General features: G+C 57.9%; 11 protein-coding genes and 1 tRNA gene. 8 read left to right on the top strand and 4 right to left on the bottom strand.

The window, feature by feature from the left end; genetic code table 11:
• Positions 1 to 14: 14 nt before the first annotated feature.
• Genes I2H19_RS08475 through I2H19_RS08465 form a run of 3 tightly spaced genes read left to right on the top strand, consistent with a single transcriptional unit; the run spans position 15 to position 1,957 of the window.
• Complete coding sequence (locus tag I2H19_RS08475; RefSeq protein WP_195622368.1) at positions 15 to 815, top strand: ParA family protein; 801 nt, start codon at positions 15 to 17, stop codon at positions 813 to 815.
• A gap of 43 nt (positions 816 to 858) precedes the next feature.
• On the top strand, positions 859 to 1,713 hold the full coding sequence (locus tag I2H19_RS08470; protein ID WP_195622379.1) for a ParB/RepB/Spo0J family partition protein: 855 nt from the start codon (positions 859 to 861) through the stop codon (positions 1,711 to 1,713).
• Positions 1,703 to 1,957 (top strand): hypothetical protein, encoded by a 255-nt coding sequence (locus I2H19_RS08465; protein ID WP_195622367.1) that lies wholly within the window; start codon positions 1,703 to 1,705, stop codon positions 1,955 to 1,957. Before I2H19_RS08470 ends, I2H19_RS08465 begins: the two co-directional genes overlap by 11 nt.
• A gap of 194 nt (positions 1,958 to 2,151) precedes the next feature.
• Here I2H19_RS08465 and rlmN read toward each other — a convergent pair whose 3' ends face one another.
• A complete protein-coding gene (gene rlmN / locus I2H19_RS08460) occupies positions 2,152 to 3,204 on the bottom strand; it encodes a dual-specificity RNA methyltransferase RlmN (protein ID WP_195622366.1) in 1,053 nt (350 codons plus the stop codon).
• A gap of 85 nt (positions 3,205 to 3,289) precedes the next feature.
• Here rlmN and I2H19_RS08455 point away from each other — a divergent pair, with 85 nt between their 5' ends.
• Both I2H19_RS08455 and I2H19_RS08450 read left to right on the top strand, forming a co-directional pair.
• Entirely contained in the window at positions 3,290 to 4,255 is a 966-nt protein-coding gene (locus I2H19_RS08455; RefSeq protein WP_195622365.1) for a D-alanine--D-alanine ligase family protein, read from the top strand.
• Positions 4,249 to 7,143 carry a helicase C-terminal domain-containing protein gene (locus I2H19_RS08450; protein ID WP_195622364.1) on the top strand — a complete coding sequence of 965 codons (2,895 nt, stop codon included), beginning with the start codon at positions 4,249 to 4,251 and terminating at the stop codon, positions 7,141 to 7,143. Before I2H19_RS08455 ends, I2H19_RS08450 begins: the two co-directional genes overlap by 7 nt.
• Here I2H19_RS08450 and I2H19_RS08445 read toward each other — a convergent pair.
• Together I2H19_RS08445 and I2H19_RS08440 are read right to left on the bottom strand one after the other, a co-directional pair.
• The gene (locus I2H19_RS08445; RefSeq protein WP_195622363.1) at positions 7,140 to 8,057 is read right to left on the bottom strand and encodes a helix-turn-helix transcriptional regulator; all 918 of its coding nucleotides are present in this window, start codon (positions 8,055 to 8,057) and stop codon (positions 7,140 to 7,142) included. The genes I2H19_RS08450 and I2H19_RS08445 overlap by 4 nt on opposite strands.
• Positions 8,044 to 9,066 (bottom strand): helix-turn-helix transcriptional regulator, encoded by a 1,023-nt coding sequence (locus tag I2H19_RS08440; RefSeq protein ID WP_195622362.1) that lies wholly within the window; start codon positions 9,064 to 9,066, stop codon positions 8,044 to 8,046. The genes I2H19_RS08445 and I2H19_RS08440 overlap by 14 nt, the downstream gene beginning before the upstream one ends.
• Before the next feature lie 198 nt (positions 9,067 to 9,264).
• Between I2H19_RS08440 and I2H19_RS08435 the strand changes: the two genes are divergently transcribed.
• Both I2H19_RS08435 and I2H19_RS08430 read left to right on the top strand, forming a co-directional pair.
• Entirely contained in the window at positions 9,265 to 12,438 is a 3,174-nt protein-coding gene (locus tag I2H19_RS08435; RefSeq protein WP_195622361.1) for a hypothetical protein, read from the top strand.
• A 21-nt stretch (positions 12,439 to 12,459) separates the two neighbouring features.
• Positions 12,460 to 12,678: a hypothetical protein gene (locus tag I2H19_RS08430; RefSeq protein ID WP_022094153.1), complete on the top strand. Its 219-nt coding sequence runs from the start codon at positions 12,460 to 12,462 to the stop codon at positions 12,676 to 12,678.
• A 66-nt stretch (positions 12,679 to 12,744) separates the two neighbouring features.
• Here I2H19_RS08430 and I2H19_RS08425 read toward each other — a convergent pair whose 3' ends face one another.
• Positions 12,745 to 16,176 carry a SpaA isopeptide-forming pilin-related protein gene (locus I2H19_RS08425; RefSeq protein WP_195622360.1) on the bottom strand — a complete coding sequence of 1,144 codons (3,432 nt, stop codon included), beginning with the start codon at positions 16,174 to 16,176 and terminating at the stop codon, positions 12,745 to 12,747.
• Between the two features lie 297 nt (positions 16,177 to 16,473).
• Here I2H19_RS08425 and I2H19_RS08420 point away from each other — a divergent pair.
• Positions 16,474 to 16,548, top strand: a tRNA-Gly gene (locus I2H19_RS08420).
• Positions 16,549 to 17,160: the final 612 nt, after the last annotated feature.

The following is a 17,160-nucleotide window of genomic DNA, read 5'->3' as shown; positions in this document are numbered from 1 at the left end:
CACCAGGAGGGACCGTGGGATTTCGCGACGTTAAGCGTTCCAAGAGCGCAAAAAACACGCGTATCATTGCAATCATCAACCAAAAAGGCGGTGTTGGTAAGTCGACGACGGCTGTAAATCTTGCCGCAGCACTGGGTGAACAAGGTCGGAAGACGCTCATTGTCGATTTTGACCCGCAAGGTAATAGCACGAGTGGTTTTGGAATCGAAAAAGAAGACCTTAATCACTGTATTTATGATGCATTGTTGAATGACGTGCCTGCAGAATCGCTCGTTCTTGATACGAACTGTAAAAAGGTGTTCGTTATTCCGGCAACAATTCAGCTTGCAGGCGCAGAAATTGAGCTTGTGAGTGCAATTGCACGCGAAACACGTCTAAAAGATCTGCTTGAGCCGATTCAGGATGAGTTTGACTTCATCTTTATTGACTGCCCGCCTTCGCTTGGACTTCTAACCATCAATGCACTAACGGCTGCAGATAGCGTTTTGATCCCAATTCAGTGCGAGTATTACGCGCTTGAGGGCGTAACGAAGCTTCTTGAGTCAATGAAGATGGTTAAATCGCGTCTGAATAAGGGTTTGGATACTTATGGCGTGCTTATGACGATGTATGACTCGCGTACTTCTCTTTCAAATCAGGTCGTTGAAGAGGTTCAGTCGTACTTTGGCGACAAAGCATTTAAAACATTGATTCCTCGTACAGTTAAAATCTCCGAAGCTCCGTCTTTTGGTGAGCCTGTAATTACCTATGCACCCCAAAATAAGGGTGCAAAAGCATATATGAACCTTGCAAAAGAGGTGATCAAGCGTGCCTAGTGTGAAGAAGCGCGGTGGATTAGGCCGTGGACTAAACGCGCTCGTGTCTGAAGCTGAATATGAGACCGGTGGTTCTGCAGCTTCAGCTTCAAATGCTGCAGCAGAAACGAAGCTTCCGATTGAAGATATCGTTCCAAACCCGAATCAGCCACGTATTCACTTCAATGAAACTGAACTCAGGGAGTTGTCCGAGTCAATTCAGGAACACGGTGTTTTGCAACCGCTGTTGGTTCGCAAACATGGTAACGGTTATGAGATCATTGCCGGTGAACGCCGTTATCAGGCGTCGAAACTTGCTGGTCTTGAAGAACTGCCCGTCATCATTAAAGATGTTAATGATGAAGAGATGCTTGCCCTGGCGCTTATCGAGAATCTTCAACGTTCCGATTTGAATCCCGTTGAAGAGGCAAAGGGGTATCGCCAGCTTATCGATGCAAGTGGTATGACGCAGGAAGCCCTGTCAAAGGCTGTCAGTAAGTCGCGCTCTGCAATCACCAATTCCCTCCGTCTTCTAGATCTTCCTGACGTTGTTCAGCAGATGATTTTTGAAGGAAAGCTTACCGCTGGCCATGCAAGGGCGATTCTGGCTGTTCCCTACGAAGATGCTCGGATTCGACTTGCCGAGAAGGTGGTTGCAGAAGGTCTTTCGGTACGTGCGACAGAAAATCTTGCTCCATTGTTTTCTGCCGGAGAGACGCCGAAGACACCCAGACCCGCAACGCCTCAGTCGTTTAAGAAGGCTGCTCGTGTTCTTCGTCAGGTTTTCAATACCAACGTGCGAGTGAAGAGCTCCCGCGGTAAGAATAAGATTGAGATTGAATTCAAAGACGAAGAAGAGCTTTCCCGCATTCTTGGCGAAATGATTCAATTTGGTCAGGAGGATCAGGATGAAGAATAAGTTCCTCACAGTGATTGCTTTGGTAACCACCGTCGCCGCTGGTGCCTTTGCCGGATATAAGATCGCGACAGACGAGGAGTTGCGAGGTCGACTGCTTCGTGGAGCGCAGGATATTGTCGACACATCTAAGAAGAAAATGGATGTAATGACGGAAGATGTCGCTATGCGAACCGCTCAGGTAACTAAGAATCCCAAGATTAATCAGGATTGGGTTAATCATCAATGGGAGAACGTTGGTTATTAGGTACCTAACAATTACTCAGCAATTCTAAAGGGGTCCTTGTCTGATACTTAAGACAAGGACCCCTTATTTCGACTCAAAATTGTTTAATAAGTTTGAGTGCCTAAGTTCTTTGGATATAAATGAAACGGCCTCGATTGCAATTTCTGCAATCGAGGCCGTCGATGTTTCACATGAAGCGCTGTCGGGTGTCTCCCCTACGCGTTCTTTTGAACTTTGAATCGCTGCTTCAGCTGACCGCAGGCAGCGTCAATGTCGTTGCCACGTGAATTGCGGATCGTGGTCTCAATACCGCGGGACTCAAGGCGACGCTGAAGATCTTCGACCTTATGGATCGGAGACGGCTTGAGCGGGCTGCCCTCAATGTCGTTGAGCTGAATCAGATTGACGTGGCACAGCGTTCCCTCGCAGAAGTCGCAAAGTGACTGCATCTCAGGATTAGTATCGTTGACGCCTTCAATCATTGCGTATTCGTAGGTCGGGCGGCGTCCGGTCTTCTCGGTGTAAAGCTGCAGGGCCTCGTGAAGGCGCAGCAACGTGTATTTCTTAACGCCGGGCATAAGCTTGTTGCGCGTAGACTGGATAGCGGAGTGCAGCGAGACGGCGAGCGTAAACTGTTCGGGAATGTCGGCGAACTTGCGAATGCCGGGAATAACGCCGCTGGTGGACACGGTAAGGTGGCGTGCACCAATACCGATACCGTCGGGATCGTTAAGAATGCGAAGGGCCTTAAGCACCTCATCATAGTTGGCGAAGGGCTCGCCCTGGCCCATAAAGACGACGCTCGTCGCGCGCTCGCCAAAATCGTTAGAAACATGGAGCACCTGGTCGACGATTTCCTGTGCGGTCAGCGAGCGTTTAAGGCCGTTGAGGCCGGTGGCGCAAAAGGCGCAGCCCATGCCACAGCCGGCCTGGGTGGAAACGCAGACGGACAGCTTGTTGCGGCGCGGCATACCAACCGTCTCAACGGAAATGCCGTCGTGATACTCGAGAAGATACTTGCGAGAGCCGTCCTTGGAAACCTGCTTGGTGAGCTCTGTCGGCGTATCGAAGGCAAAGGCGTCTTTAAGCTGCTCACGGAAAGCCTTGGGTAGATTGGTCATATCATCAAACGAACAAACGTTCTTCTCAAAGACCCATTCGATGAGCTGCTTTGCGCGGAAGGCGGGCTGGTCAAGTTCGGCAACAAGCTCGCGGATATCGTTTTGGCTCAAGTCGCGAATGTCCTGAGATTTAGTCCTGGGATTCATGGAAGCCTTTCGATTTTGGGGAAACGTAGAGGGTATCGCTACAATATGGTATCAGCTGCAGAAATTATAGAGGAGGAGTCTGCCCATGCCGGGTAAAAGCCTAGAGAACATGCACGTAGCGGTCTTGGCGGGCGGTCATTCCGCTGAGCGCGAGATCTCGCTCAATTCGGGAAAGAACGTCGTGGTGGCCCTGAAGGAGGCCGGCTACACTTCGGTGGAGCTGCTCGACACGGCTGCCGATGATTTTATGGTAACCATGGCGACCGGTGGTTTCGACGTGGCGTTTATCGCCATGCACGGCGCCGGCGGTGAGGATGGTGCCATGCAGGGTGCCATGGAGACCCTGGGTATCCCCTACACGGCCTCGGGCGTGCTCGCGAGCGCCTGCGGTGCCGACAAGGAGGTCTCGAAGCTCCTGTACGCCAAGGCGGGCATTCCCGTTGCCCCCGGCCTTGCGCTCGAGGTGGGCGATGAAGTCGATATCGATCATATCGTCGAGGTTTGTGGCGAGCGCTGCTTTGTGAAGCCGGCCGTAAACGGTTCCAGCTATGGCATTTCCCTGGTCCATGAACCCTCCGAGCTGCCCGCGGCAATCGCCAAGGCGTTTGAGTACGGCGACAAAGTGCTGGTCGAGAAGTGCATCGAGGGTACCGAGATCACCGTCGGCGTGTACGGCGAGGATGACGTGCGCGCCCTGCCGATTGTTGAGATCCGTAAGCCTGAGGACTGCGAGTTCTACGATCTGGACGTGAAGTATGTGGACCCCACGGATATCCATCGCATTCCGGCGCAGATTTCGCCCGAGAACTACGCTCGTGCCCAGGAGCTCGCCTGTGCTGCCCATAAGGCGCTCGGCTGCCTGGGTATTTCGCGCAGCGACTTTATCGTGAGCGAGGATGGCCCCGTCATCCTCGAGACCAACACGATTCCCGGCATGACCGATACGTCGCTGTATCCGGATGAGATTCGCCACACCGATGACATGACGTTCCCGCAGGTCTGTGACAGTCTGATTCGTATGGGGCTTCGTCGAGCGGGCGTTGCATGCTAATCGAGGACGCTGTTTCGTCGGGGACGCCGCAGTTTGTCATCGATTCCTATGCCACGCTTGCCGAGCGCGCCAAAACCCAATCGTTTGGTCTCATCGAGGAAGACGTTATCGTCCTCGATACCGAGACCACGGGTCTTTCGGTGCAGGACAATGAACTGATTGAGATCTCGGCTGCCCGTCTTTCGGGCCGCGAGATCGTCGACCGGTTCGATACCTTCGTGCATCCCAAGCAGCTGATTCCCGCCGAGATTACCGAACTCACGAGCATTACAAACGCCGATGTGGTGGATGCCCCATCGGCCGTCGAGGCCGTGGCCGCTCTCGCCGATTTTGTCGGCGGCTGCCCGGTGATTGCGCATAACGCCACCTTCGACCGTTCGTTTATCGAGTCGGTCAAGGGCGGTGTCAACGTCAGCGACATCTGGATCGATTCGCTGGCACTGTCGCGCATCGCGCTTCCGCGCCTGGCCTCGCATAAGCTGTCTTTCATGGCCGACCTGTTTGGCTGCGACTCGGTGTCGCACCGCGCCAACGCCGATGTCGACGCCCTGTGTGGTGTGTGGCGCGTGCTACTCGTGGCGCTTACCGACTTGCCTCAGGGCTTAATGGCGCGCCTGGCCGACATGCACCCCGACGTGCCCTGGTCTTATCGTCCCATCTTCTCGTTCTTGGCGGGACAGAACCCCGGTTCCATCTTCTCTCTCAGCGCCGCCCGCACCGACGTACTCAAGGCCGATCGGGCCGATGATCGCGTTGATGCGGACGAGCTACCGGTCCTTAAGATGCCGAGTCGCGAGGAAATCGAGGCGGACTATGCCCCGGGCGGTCTGGTTAATCGCATGTATCCCACGTACGAGCCGCGTGATGAGCAAATCGCGATGGCGCTCGAGGTCCGTGACGCGCTCGTTACGGGAACGCATCGCGTGATTGAGGCGGGGACGGGCGTCGGCAAATCGATGGCCTATCTGGTGCCTTTTGCCGAGGCCGCGCGCCGCAACAACATCACGGTTGGTATCGCGACTAAATCGAATAATCTTGCCGACCAGCTCATGTATCATGAGCTGCCCAAACTTGCCGAGCAGCTGGACGGAGGCCTCTCGTTTTGCGCCCTCAAGGGCTATGACCACTATCCATGCTTGCGCAAGCTTGAGCGCATGAGCCGTAGCCAAGTCGAAATTACGACTAAGCGTGATCCTGCCGACACACTTACGGCAGTCGCGGTCATCATGGCGTACGTGTGTCAGTCGGCCGATGGCGACCTCGACTCGCTCGGCATTCGCTGGCGCAGCGTCAACCGTCCCGACTTTACGACGGCGTCGCGCGAGTGCGCCCGTCGCCTATGCCCGTTCTTCCCCGATAAATGCCTGGTCCACGGCGCCCGCCGTCGCGCGGCGCATGCCGATGTGGTGGTCACCAACCATTCCCTGCTGTTCCGCAATGTTGCGGCCGAGGGCAGAATCTTGCCTCCGATTCGTCACTGGGTGATCGATGAGGCCCACTCCATCGAGCGCGAGGCGCGCCGTCAATGGGCGCGCGTGGTGTCGGCGGATGAATCGCGCGTTCTGTTTGAGCGCCTGGGTGGCTCGAGCACCGGTGCGCTGAGCCAGGTTTCCCGCGATTTGGCAACCTCGGAAGGCTCTACGCTCTACCTAGGCCTTACCGCCAAGGCGACGTCGACGGTTGCACGTGCGAGCATGGCGATTGCCGATGTGTTTGACGGCGTTCGCGAGCTTGGCCGCCGTGCGCGCGGGGGCTATGACAATGCGAACCTATGGATTGGCCCCGAGCTGCGCGAATCTGACGACTGGCATGATTTCTTACAGTCTGCCTACACTGCCATCGACGCATTGGAACAAGCGGACAAGAGCGTCGACGCGCTGGTACAAGCCGTCGCCGCCGACAAGCCCGAGGTTGTTGTCGACCTGGGTGATATCTCGCGTCGCCTGCATGAGCTTGCCGAGAACCTCAAACTCATCATTGACGGTACCGACGAACACTACGTGTACTCGCTGCAAGTCAATCGCAGATTGCGCGCCGGCGGCGAGTCGATGACCGCGGAGCGCATCGATATTGGCGAGGCCTTGGCAACCGAGTGGCTGCCCGAGGTCCACACGGCTATCTTCGCATCGGCGACCATGACGGTTTCCAAGAGCTTTGAGCACTTTAACCACGCCGTCGGCCTCGATCGCATCGGTACCTCGACATCATCGTCTCTGCACTTGGATTCGAGCTACGATTTCGATTCGAATATGGCCGTGGTCGTGGCTGGGGATATCCCCGATCCGCGCGACCGCGAAGGCTATCTTTCGGCGCTCGAGCGTGTGCTGGTCGACGCTCATCTTGCCATGGGCGGCTCGGTGCTCACGCTGTTCACCAACAGGCGTGACATGGAGGAACTGTACGCTCGTGTCGAGCCCAAGATAGCTCGCGCGGGTCTGGAACTCAACTGCCAGCAGCGCAACTCGTCTCCTCGTCGCCTGCGCGATCGGTTTATCAACGAACCGACCTCGTCGCTCTTTGCGCTTAAGGCCTTTTGGGAAGGGTTTGACGCCAGCGGCGAGACGCTGCGCTGCGTCATCATCCCCAAGCTGCCGTTCTCGAGCCCCACAGACCCGCTCTCATGCGAGCGCAATCTGCGCGAAGACCGCGCTTGGGCGCGCTATTCGCTGCCCGAGGCCGTGCTCGAGGTCAAGCAGGCCGCCGGTCGCCTCATTCGCTCATCGACCGATTGTGGCGTACTCATCTTGGCCGACCCGCGCCTGGTGACGAAGGGCTACGGCAAAAAATTCTTAACGTCGCTGCCCACGAGCTCCTATCAGCGCATCGAATCGGCACAAATCGGGCACTATCTACAGCTGTGGCGCGCACGCCACGAGCGGCGCCGCTAAAGCGGACAGACGAGGGATTTTGCCATATCGCACAGACGTTCTGACAGGGCGGGGTCATCCAAGATGCGGATGGCCCCGCCCGCTGCGATTACCTGGCTTAACAGCCAGCGCTCGGAGCCGTAACGCACATTCACCGTTGAGCTGTCCGCCCCATTGGGTTCAATCGACATGATGCCGGGCCAGTCTAGGCGCTCTGCCAAGGCGCGCGGCATGAGAAGCTTCGCGCTCCGCTCCGCCTGGGCGAGGGAGTCGTGGAGGGTCGCGGGTTCCGGTGCGTGGCGCACGACGGAATCGTCGGTCAAGACCAGGCCCTCGATTTTATCCATACGATAGGTACGCTGTTCGTCGATCGCGACATCCCAGGCAATCAGATACGTTTGGTCGCCGTTTGTTGTGATGCGCAAGGGGTCGACCAAACGCTCACGCGCTTGTGTGTCATCCATCGAGCGATACGAGATACGGCAGCGAACGCCGTCCCGAATGGCGCAGCTCAGCTGCTGCCAGTGCGATCCGTGGGCGACGGTGTCAAAGACGCGCTGGTTGTAGCCGAGCTCTTTGGGAAGAAGGGCGCGCCGTATTCGAGCCGCCGCTTGGGGTTCGATCCCCAATGATTCAAGTTCATGGTTGAGCACAGCGCCCTCGGCGGCACTCAGGCGCAGCGGTAGCACGCGCCCCGCGTCACCGGTGAGGACCACGCACTCGCCGCGGCGTTCACAGATAATACGTGCACCCGATTCTCGGTCCGCAAGCGTCGAGACGATCTCGAGAATCTCGTCGAGCGATGCCCCCGTGATATCAAAGCGGCTGCAAAGCTCGTCTCGTGTCATGCCATTCTCGCCGGTGGCGTAGAGGGCCTCCATGATGTCGATGGCGCGCGAGAGTCTTTGCTCGCTGGTGAGTTTACGCACGGGCATGCTCGTGCACCGTCCTTTCGATGAGGTGATTCCACGCCTGCTTGAGAGAATCGGGGGCGACGGGCCTCATGCCATCCATGGCATGGGCCATGCAAAACGAGGCTGCGGCTTCAAAGTCGCGCACGTCAACGGTCCAGGTCCAACCTGCTTCGGTGCGCATGAGCTCGCCTCGTCCGCGTGTGAGACCGCTGATCATATCGGCCTGCGCTTCACGCGCGAACGAGAACGTAGCCGCAACAGGTGGGCGGTCGGCAAAATCAAACTCAAAGAATAAGTAATCGTTGAGGTTGAAATCCGCAGGAATGGCGTAGGCTTTCGAAGGTCTCCAGGCGCGAATGATGCGGTCGCAGCGGAATGTTCTGATATTGCCGGTGGCATTGTCGAGGCCACAGAAGTATGCCGTACCCTCGCGCTCGAACATGCCGTAGACGCAAACGGTCCGCTCGCGTTGCTCGCCGCGTCCGTTTTGGTACAAAAAGCGCAGTGCGCAACGCTCGGCAAAGGCACTCCATACCGCATCGACGGCGGGAGAGCGGCGGATCGGTGCCTCTCCTGTCGCCGACATGCCGGTGAGGTAGGCAATCTTGGAGCGAATGTCGGCAAGCGGCGCGGCAAAGGTGGATGAGCCTGCCGCGAGTGTCTGGTCGATGGCATTGAGCAGGATGTCGGCATCGTCTGCGGTGATGAGACCGCCCGCGGCAAACGTGTGCTCGCGGTCGATCGTCCACGCGCTCTCTTCGGTTTCCTGCGCTCCGGCGGCACGAACCTCCCTGATAACGATGCCGCGCTCGAGCAGCTTGTCGCGATCGCGGCGGAACTTGCGCTTGTCTGAGTCGATATTGCCTGAGCCGTATCCCAGATCGGAATCCAGGACGATTTGCTCGGTCGTCAGCGGTTCGGGAGAACTGTTGAGTACAAAGAAAAGGTTGAGGATGCGCTGAGCCGTTTTATCGAAACCGGGCTCGGGTGCCCCCTTTTTAATTGTCGCGGTCGCGTCGCTTGCCGTCATAGAATCCTCGCATGAGAAGGTCGTTTGATGCCATGATTTTAGTCCGATATGGAGATTAGGCTATATCCTTGTCCGCTCGCGGCGTTAAGATGGCCCGAATTCGGTCGTTTGCGCTCGCTCGGGGTATACTTTCGACTATATACGGTTCTAATGTGCATGCATTGGGCCTATTTGTCGGATTATGGATGTGGAGCGCACATGGCGAACACCCAGAACTATATTAACCACCTGCTGCAGAACACCGGCATTACGCCGGCGTGCAGTGAAGAAGAGCGCCTGGCTGCTGAGGATATCGCTCAGATTTTCCGCAACCACGGCTTTGATCCCGAGGTGCAGGAATTTAATGCTCCCGCGCCCAGCAGGTTGGCGTTTGCTGTTACCGGTATTCTGGCGTTTGCCGGCGCCCTGCTGATGGGCATCGGCGGCGGTATCGGCTTGGTCGGCACCTTGCTGGCCATTGTCGGTGCCGTGCTCTACGTGCTCGAGCGCACGGGACATCCCGTGGTTTCGCGCCTGGGAAAGACCGGTGTGAGCCAAAATGTCATCGCCTATCACAAGGCCTCGGGCCCGCTTGCGTCTCCGCGCAACCGCCCGGTCGTCGTGGTGGCCCACTATGATTCCCCCCGTGCCGAGCTCCTTGCTCGCGAGCCCTACGCTCCGTATCGCGCGCTCATCGCCAAGCTCCTGCCTGTCGCCACGATCGCGCCCGCGGCTGTCGCCATCCTGCGTATCCTGCCGCTCCCCGGCGTGCTCAAGGTGCTGCTGTGGGTTGTCGCGATTTTGGCCTCCCTTGTGGCACTGGCCAATGCCGCCAATATCATCTCCAACCGTTTTGTGCTTCCCTACACGTCTGGCGCGGTGTGCAACAAGTCCTCTGTTGCCGCTATGCTCGGTGTCATGGACAACGTTGCCCCCTATCAGGGCGAAAACGAGTTCCCCGACGACATTCCGTTCGATACCTATTTTGGCGAGCAGAAGCGTCGCGCCGAGGAAATGGCGCGCGCGGCGGCCGAGTATGCCGCGGCCCAGCAGCAAAACGACTACGGCAACACCATTGAATATGAGGAACCTTCCTACGATGAGGACGAGTTTGGCCAGCCGGTAGCGCCTGTCGACGCACCCGAGCAGGACGAGGCTTTTGATGGACAGATCGATGGTTTTGAGGGTGCCTCTGCCGACGAGACACTGATCGGCGTTATCGCCCCCGAGGCTCAAGACCAGACTGTCCAGGCAGAAGTGTCCACCGAGGAAGAGTCCACCGCCGAGCCGGCGGAGGAGCCCGCGGTGGTCGAAGTCGCCGAGCCCAAGCTCTATCGCAATGCCGCCGGCAATATCCGCTTTGGTTCGGATGCCATCCGTGCGCTCGGCATGCTTCCCGAGTCCTGCGCGCTCGATTACGAAGAGGGCGAGGAGCCGACGTTTGAGCCCGAGCCTGCGCCCGTTGTCACTGCGGATGATGAGTCTGCCGCGGTTACCGCTGCCGTTGCCGAGCCCGAGGCGGTGTCTGCGATCGATCCCGCGGCAGGACTGGACATTTTGGCTCCCGCCGCGCCGGCGCAAGACGTTGCGGACGAGTCTGACGACGATTACGTTGAACAGCCGAGGCGCGTGTCTTACGAGAGCGATACTGATTTCTCTGCCGAGATTCCCGCGGCAACGCCCCATGCCGATATTGCATCCGCGTTCTCTTCGATTGGCGCCAGCGCTTCCAGCTTCTTTAAGGGTGCGCTTGCAAAGGGCAGGAAATTTGTCGACGATTTCGAGGAGAAGCGCGCTGCCGCACGCGAGGCTGCCGAGCAGGAGGCTATCGCTCAGCAGCAGGCAGCCGAGGCGGCACGTGAGCGCGCGGCGCAAGAGTTTGAGCAGAACGAGGCTATGCAGTCCGGGCCCGTCGACGCTGCCGAAGCTACGACGTCCTTTGAGTCCCAGCAACCGACGTCAGCGGATGTTGTTGAGGCAACAACGTCTTTCGAGGCTCAGCAGCACGTCGATAGCACCATGTCGTTTGATGCCGCGCAGTTCGATTCCACGATAACGTTTGAAAAGCAAGGCACCGCAATTGCCGAGCCCCTTCCTGTTTCCGATGAGCAGGGCGACACGGCAGACGATGACGAGCCCATTGATGCTGCCGAAATCCAAGATGCCGCCGAGGACGAGTCCGTCGAGGCCAACTCTGACGAAGAGCAATACGCGGCAGCCGATCAAGGTGATTCGACCGAGGTCGAGCAGGAGGAAGTGCCTGCGGTTTCCGAGACTCCCGAGACGGATGAGTCGAGGCCTTACTCCACGCAGATTTTCACCATGCCGACCCCGAGTGGTTCCGGTGCCACGGTTGCCAATGTCGCTCCCACCCAGGACGAAACGGTCGATTCCCTTATGGCCCAGATTTCCTCCCAGGCATCGCCGCGTCCGCAGATGAATGTTCCCGATCCGGCGTCGGCACCGTCGCCTGCGCCCTCTTCGTCTCCGCTGGCTTCGGTCCCCGATCCGTCGCTGCCGTCGATGAAGCAGGCAAACGTTGCGTCTCGCACGTCGCTGTTCGACCTTCCCGATCCCTCTGCCCAGGTCAACGACCCTTTTGCTACTGCTCAGGGTCCCGAACCCACATCGGCACCCGTTGCGCCTCCTATGCCCGTTGCGTCGGGCGCGCAGCCGATCGAGACCATTTCGGCTCCCGCCCCGGCGGCACCCAAGTCTCGTAAGCGCGGTCTGGGTGGCCTGTTCGGCCGTAAAAAGAAAAACGAGCAGGACAGCATGAGTGACTGGCTGGGCGTCGAAGACGATTACGATGCCAAGAAGTCCGGTCGCGGTATCGGTTCGTGGGATAACTTCGAGGACGATAACGATGGCTGGAAGGGCGGCGCTACGTCTTCCGATGGCGCTTCTTCCGAAGATATGCTCTCGGCTGTCGCCTCTATGGGCGATGATGAGCTGCTCGGTCACGATATCTGGTTTGTGGCAACGGGCGCCTCGGATTGTGATGGCGCCGGCATGAAGGCCTTCTTGGCTTCGCATCGCGATAAGCTCCGCGGCGTATTCTTCATCAATCTTGAATCCGTCGGCGCCGGTAGGCTTTCGGTGGTGACGGTCGAGGGCGAACAGCAGCTGCTCAAGGGCGATCGCCGCATCATGAACCTGGTCAGCAAGGTGTGCAAGTCGTTCCATGTCGATTGTGGCGCGCTCGAGATGCCCTATGCCAAGACCGATGCCTATGCCGCGCTCGAGGCGAGCCGCCGAGCCCTCACCATCGCCGGCGTGGACGGCACGCGTCTGGCTTGCGCTCGTACCGAGGACGACCTGCCCCACAATGTCAACCCGACGAACATTGCCACGGTATCCGAGGTCGTGACCGAGGTTATCCGCCGTTCGTAGACGGAGCTCTAAGGAGTCAACGTGTTTTCGTATATTAAGCGCCATTGGCCTGTCTACGTGATTTTGACCTTGATTGCCATTGCGTTAGGATTTGGGGCTGCCTACATCGTGGGTGCGAAGGGCTCGACCCCCGCCTCCGCAATCAGCGAAGAGGTGGAGCAAGAACAGAGTACGGGTGCCGATGGGATTCCTGAGTCCGAGCAGGCAATCGTTGATGGTGGATCTTCGTCTGCAGAGTAGATACGGCGATTTACATGATTGAAAGCGGGCGAGCCAGTCCCCTGGCTCGCCCGCTTTTTCATCGCGCTAGCGCTTCTTTGGGATCGACCTAAGGCGAGCGAACCATAGGGCTGCGGCACCCGAGGTCAGGAGCGCGGTGATGCAAGCGGCGATGGGAACTGATCCTGTTGCCGGTAGGTCCTGCGGTAGGGTACAGCGTTGAATGACGCTGTCCTCGTCATGCGACTCAAGTTTATCGCCGCCACCGTTGCGGCAAAGATCGACGCGCGCGCTGTTGGTGAGTGCGGTTTGGGGCGTATAAGCCGACGTTGCCTGCATGTGTACGACTGCGCCCCGAGCGTCTGTGCCAAGGATTGCTTTGGCATCGTCAAGGTCGTCGTGCTCATCTTTGAGATCATCGCGGGTCCAAGAATCCGCATCGCTTCGAGTCGTAAAGTCGGCGGCTACCGCACCGTATTCAATGCGAATGCCCGTTACGACGGTATTGGACGCAAGGTCGAGTTCTTTCGCCTCGAGTGTGGTGGATTCCGTGGTCGAGACATCCGCCTTCCAGAGGTGCCAGCCGTCGTAATCGACGAGGCGGCAATCCTCACCCAGACTTTCCCTTACTTCGTCGGACTCAAGCCAAGGATTTTCGTGCCCATCGTCAAGTGTCGCGTTTGCCGGCTCATCGACGTCTGTCGAGTCCAACGGCGTCGTGCGATACCACACGTTGCACAGGCCATTGAGGTCGCCGATGGCGACGGGGGTTTCGATTGAGACGAATCTCGCCGTATCGTCCTCGGCACACTCAAGATCATCGGTAATTGTGAACTCATCAACCCAGGTAGTTGAATCGTTTCGAGCGTCGATGGTATAGGAGAAAAGCCCATCCGTATTGGTTTGCATCGCGGCACGGTTTTTACCATCGCCGTTAGCCAACAGGCCCTTTTCGATAGGTTGGACAAGTTCCTGACGCTTGTCGACCTGCCCCTTGATCTCGATGGGCGCATCCTTCATCGCGACGGATTGGACTTCTCCCGTATCCTTTATTTCAAACGTTATCTCCTCGGCAAGGTCATAGGTCCGCGGAGACATCATTTCGCGCAACGAGTAGGTGCCGGGTGCAAGATGTTCGACGCGGTGCGGCTTGTCGGATGAGGTCCAGGAGTCTATTTCGGTTTTATCGGGACCATATAAGGTGAGCTGTGCGCCTTCCACTTCCTGCTCACCGCTTGCATCGACCTTGGAGATATCAACCTTGGTGTAATCGTCGGATACGTTAAGCCGTGCTTCTACAACGGGTGTTTTCTGGTCGGCATAAGTAAGGTCGACAATATGGGTTGTCTGATCGAGCAAGAAGCCTGCCGGCGCTTGAGTCTCGACAACCTCGTAGCGTGCGGTGCCAGATCCCAGTGGGAGGTTGTCCGCGCGTGCTTCTCCAGTTTCATCCGTCGTGACGGTCGCGACGGTCTCACCGTCGAGCGCGGCAATGCTACCGTCGGGGCGCACGATATCACCCGAGGCACGGATCTCAAAGACGGCGCCCGCGAGGCTGCTGCCGTCTATGGCATCGGTTTTAACGATCCTGATGTTTCCGGTCGCGGCGTGGTCATAATACGAGGCGATTGCAACGGGCGTTAGGTTCATGTCGGCGGGTATGTTTGCCTCGATCTCTTCGCCGACAAGATAGGGCTCTTTGGCCGAGGTTTCGCGTACATAATAGGTGCCCGGCATGAGCGATTCGGGCAGTGTGACGGTGCCGGTCGCGTCAGTCGTAAAGGTGTCCATTACGTTATGTGCTGGATACCAGCAAGTTTGTGAGACAGGTTCGTGATTGCTGTCGAGGAGTTGGAAGGTGAATCCGGCTAGGGGAACAGAAGCGCCTGTTTGGGCATCGCGTTTTACAATCTGGAGATGCGTCGACAGAGCGTGGTTGTCCACAATATATTGAAGCTCGGCCCCGTCGGAAATCTGATTGGCCCCGACGGTCCATTCCCCTGCACGTTTAAAACCCTCGGGGACGGTTTCCGGAACCTCGCGAATCGTGTAGCCGGCACGGTCGTATGGGACAGCTCCGTGGACACCGGCGGGTCGCTTGCCTGTGCCGAACCATGCTTCGGGCTGATCTTTGGTGGAGGCAAAGCCATAGATGTTTGTGGTCAGTGTGCCAACAACCTGCTGAGAGCTGTTGCTGACAACCTCAAAGACAACACCACCCGCCGGCTGCTCCAGGCCGGATTGGTCGCTATTGCCGTAATCCTTGAATTTGGAAATCTCAAGGTCAAACGCAATGGGGATATCGGAAATGCGGGATTCGATCTCGACCACGCCTGAATCGCCGAGCTGGTCGGCTCCAACGGTGTAGGACCAACTGTCACCGGAGGGCAAATAGCCCTCGGGCGCCTTCGATTCATAGATGGTAAAGGTTCCCAGGGGGACATCGGTGAGGGTAGCTCGACCGCTTTCATCGGTCCTGAGAGTTTGTGTCCATCCAGGGGTTGATTGCGATACGCACACGAATTCTGCTCCTGCGAGCGAAGCCCCAACTTGGGGGCCTGCATTCGTTGCGGCGTCGAGCTTTACAATGCACAAGGTAATGGTGCCGGGTTGTTCATCAATGGTGACGTATCCGCCGTTATTCGTCGTGGTAAAGGCAATGCGATCGTGCAGGGGGATATAACCAGCTGGCGCTGTTGTCTCAACTAGGTAGTATGCCGTGTTGGGTAGGAGTGTTGCCTGCGCTCGACCGTTGCTGTCCATCTGGACGGTGCCGACACGCGCGCCGCTGGCGCTCTCAAAAACATCGAATGTTGCCCCGTCAAATTGATAAGTATTGTTTCCGCTGGTAATGGCAGCGTTTGCAGACTGTTTTTGGAAGGAAACAGAGACCGCCGGCAGTACATAGAGCATGTCTTGACGTTTGCTGCCGCCCGATACGGTTCCTATATAGCGCCGCGCGCGGTGCGGAGCGGCTTTGATGCTTCCTGATTTTGCGCTGTCGTGGAGCCACCGCGCTGCCGCCACGACTTCATTGTCGGCGGTAAAGTGCCCACTCTTGGTTTTGCCCTGAGCGGTCGTGTAGGAGTAGGTGCCGTCGACATGGGTAGTGCCGTTGAACATCCATACGGCAAGCTGGGTGGCGGCGCGGGCGCGATCGGGTGAAAGATGGTAACCGCCAAACGACGTGGCGGTAGGATATCCGTGACAAACGATTGCCGCGAACTCGTCGTCGAGCCACACCCAGCCTTGATCAAAGTTGAGCCATGGGCCGCCCGGTTTGGTGGGGCCGGGGCGCTCCTGGTTCATGCAGTAGGCAATCGAGGTGTCTTGAGCTTCATACTTGCCGATGAAGAAGGGTCCACAATCATCGCTAATAGTGCGGAAGCCGAGCTGGTCGTAGCCATCGACGGCAAATGCGGCTCCCGGTGCCAGGCAGCCGAAAAGCAGGAAGAGGAGCAGGAGCAGCGGACCTGTTGCGATTGCGCTGTGGACAGAGTGCGTGGGTGCGTTGGACATGGCTGCTCCTTATCCCTCGTGCGTCGCACGGGGAGGCTGCGACGCGTAGGATGAGGCTACCCCCGAGGTTCATGCGGGTAAGTACCGGAGCCTGACCAAAAGCTTGCCCAATTCCTGACAAATTGAGCTCAAATACAACAATCAAGCAAAAGCGCAGGTAGAAGATAAGGGGAACAGGAAGTCAAAGGTCCTCGTCTCCACAATTGACGCGATTTTCAAACGAATCTCCACAGCTAAAACAAGCATTGCCACCCTTGTATCGAACAAGACAACCGCGTTATACTATCCCCCACATATGCGGGCATCGCCAAGTGGTAAGGCATCAGCTTCCCAAGCTGACACTCGCGGGTTCGAGTCCCGTTGCCCGCTCCAGTTAAGAGCACAAGCACGGCACCATCACGGTGCCGTGCTTTTTTCAATAAAGTGCCGGGACTCGAACCCGACAGGGTGCGAGCGTTAAGCAAACGCGAAGCGTTTGTAGCGAGCAGGCGAAGGCGCCGACAGGCGCCTGAAGCCGGTGCGTATTTGCGAAGCAAATACGCGGACGTCCCGTTGCCCGCTCCACCGAGCGCGGAAGACCTCGGGACGGCCAATTCAACAAAGTTTTCCCCATCGTCTCCGTGAATCCGAGGAGATCGCCGCAGCCGGTGCGCGTCCGCGACGCGGGCGCGCGGACGTCCTCATGGTCGCTCCAATTCCAAAGGTTGATTTCCGATCTCAGCCGAACACATTGAGCGGATAGGACGTTCCCGCAGCTAGCCGAACGCCCCCGAGGCCCCTCGCGGGCCCCGGGGGCGGCATTTTCCCAGTTGAAGGAACGGTGGAGATGTGTTTCGATGGGTCCGGTGGCCATGCTCCGCCCTCCGTCCGGCACCTCTTCCCAGACTCAGCCGGACGGTCGGTCCGCCTATTCCTTTTTTCCCTTCAGGCTAGGACAGCGGGGCATCGCCCCTCTCTGCGCGCGCCCGCCCTATCAGCCCCGGC

The sequence above is a fragment of the Collinsella aerofaciens genome (assembly GCF_015560135.1).
GTDB classification, from domain to species: domain Bacteria; phylum Actinomycetota; class Coriobacteriia; order Coriobacteriales; family Coriobacteriaceae; genus Collinsella; species Collinsella aerofaciens_AN.
The sequence above is the reverse complement of the archived record's forward strand: the minus strand, read 5'-3'. Positions and strand labels throughout refer to the sequence as shown.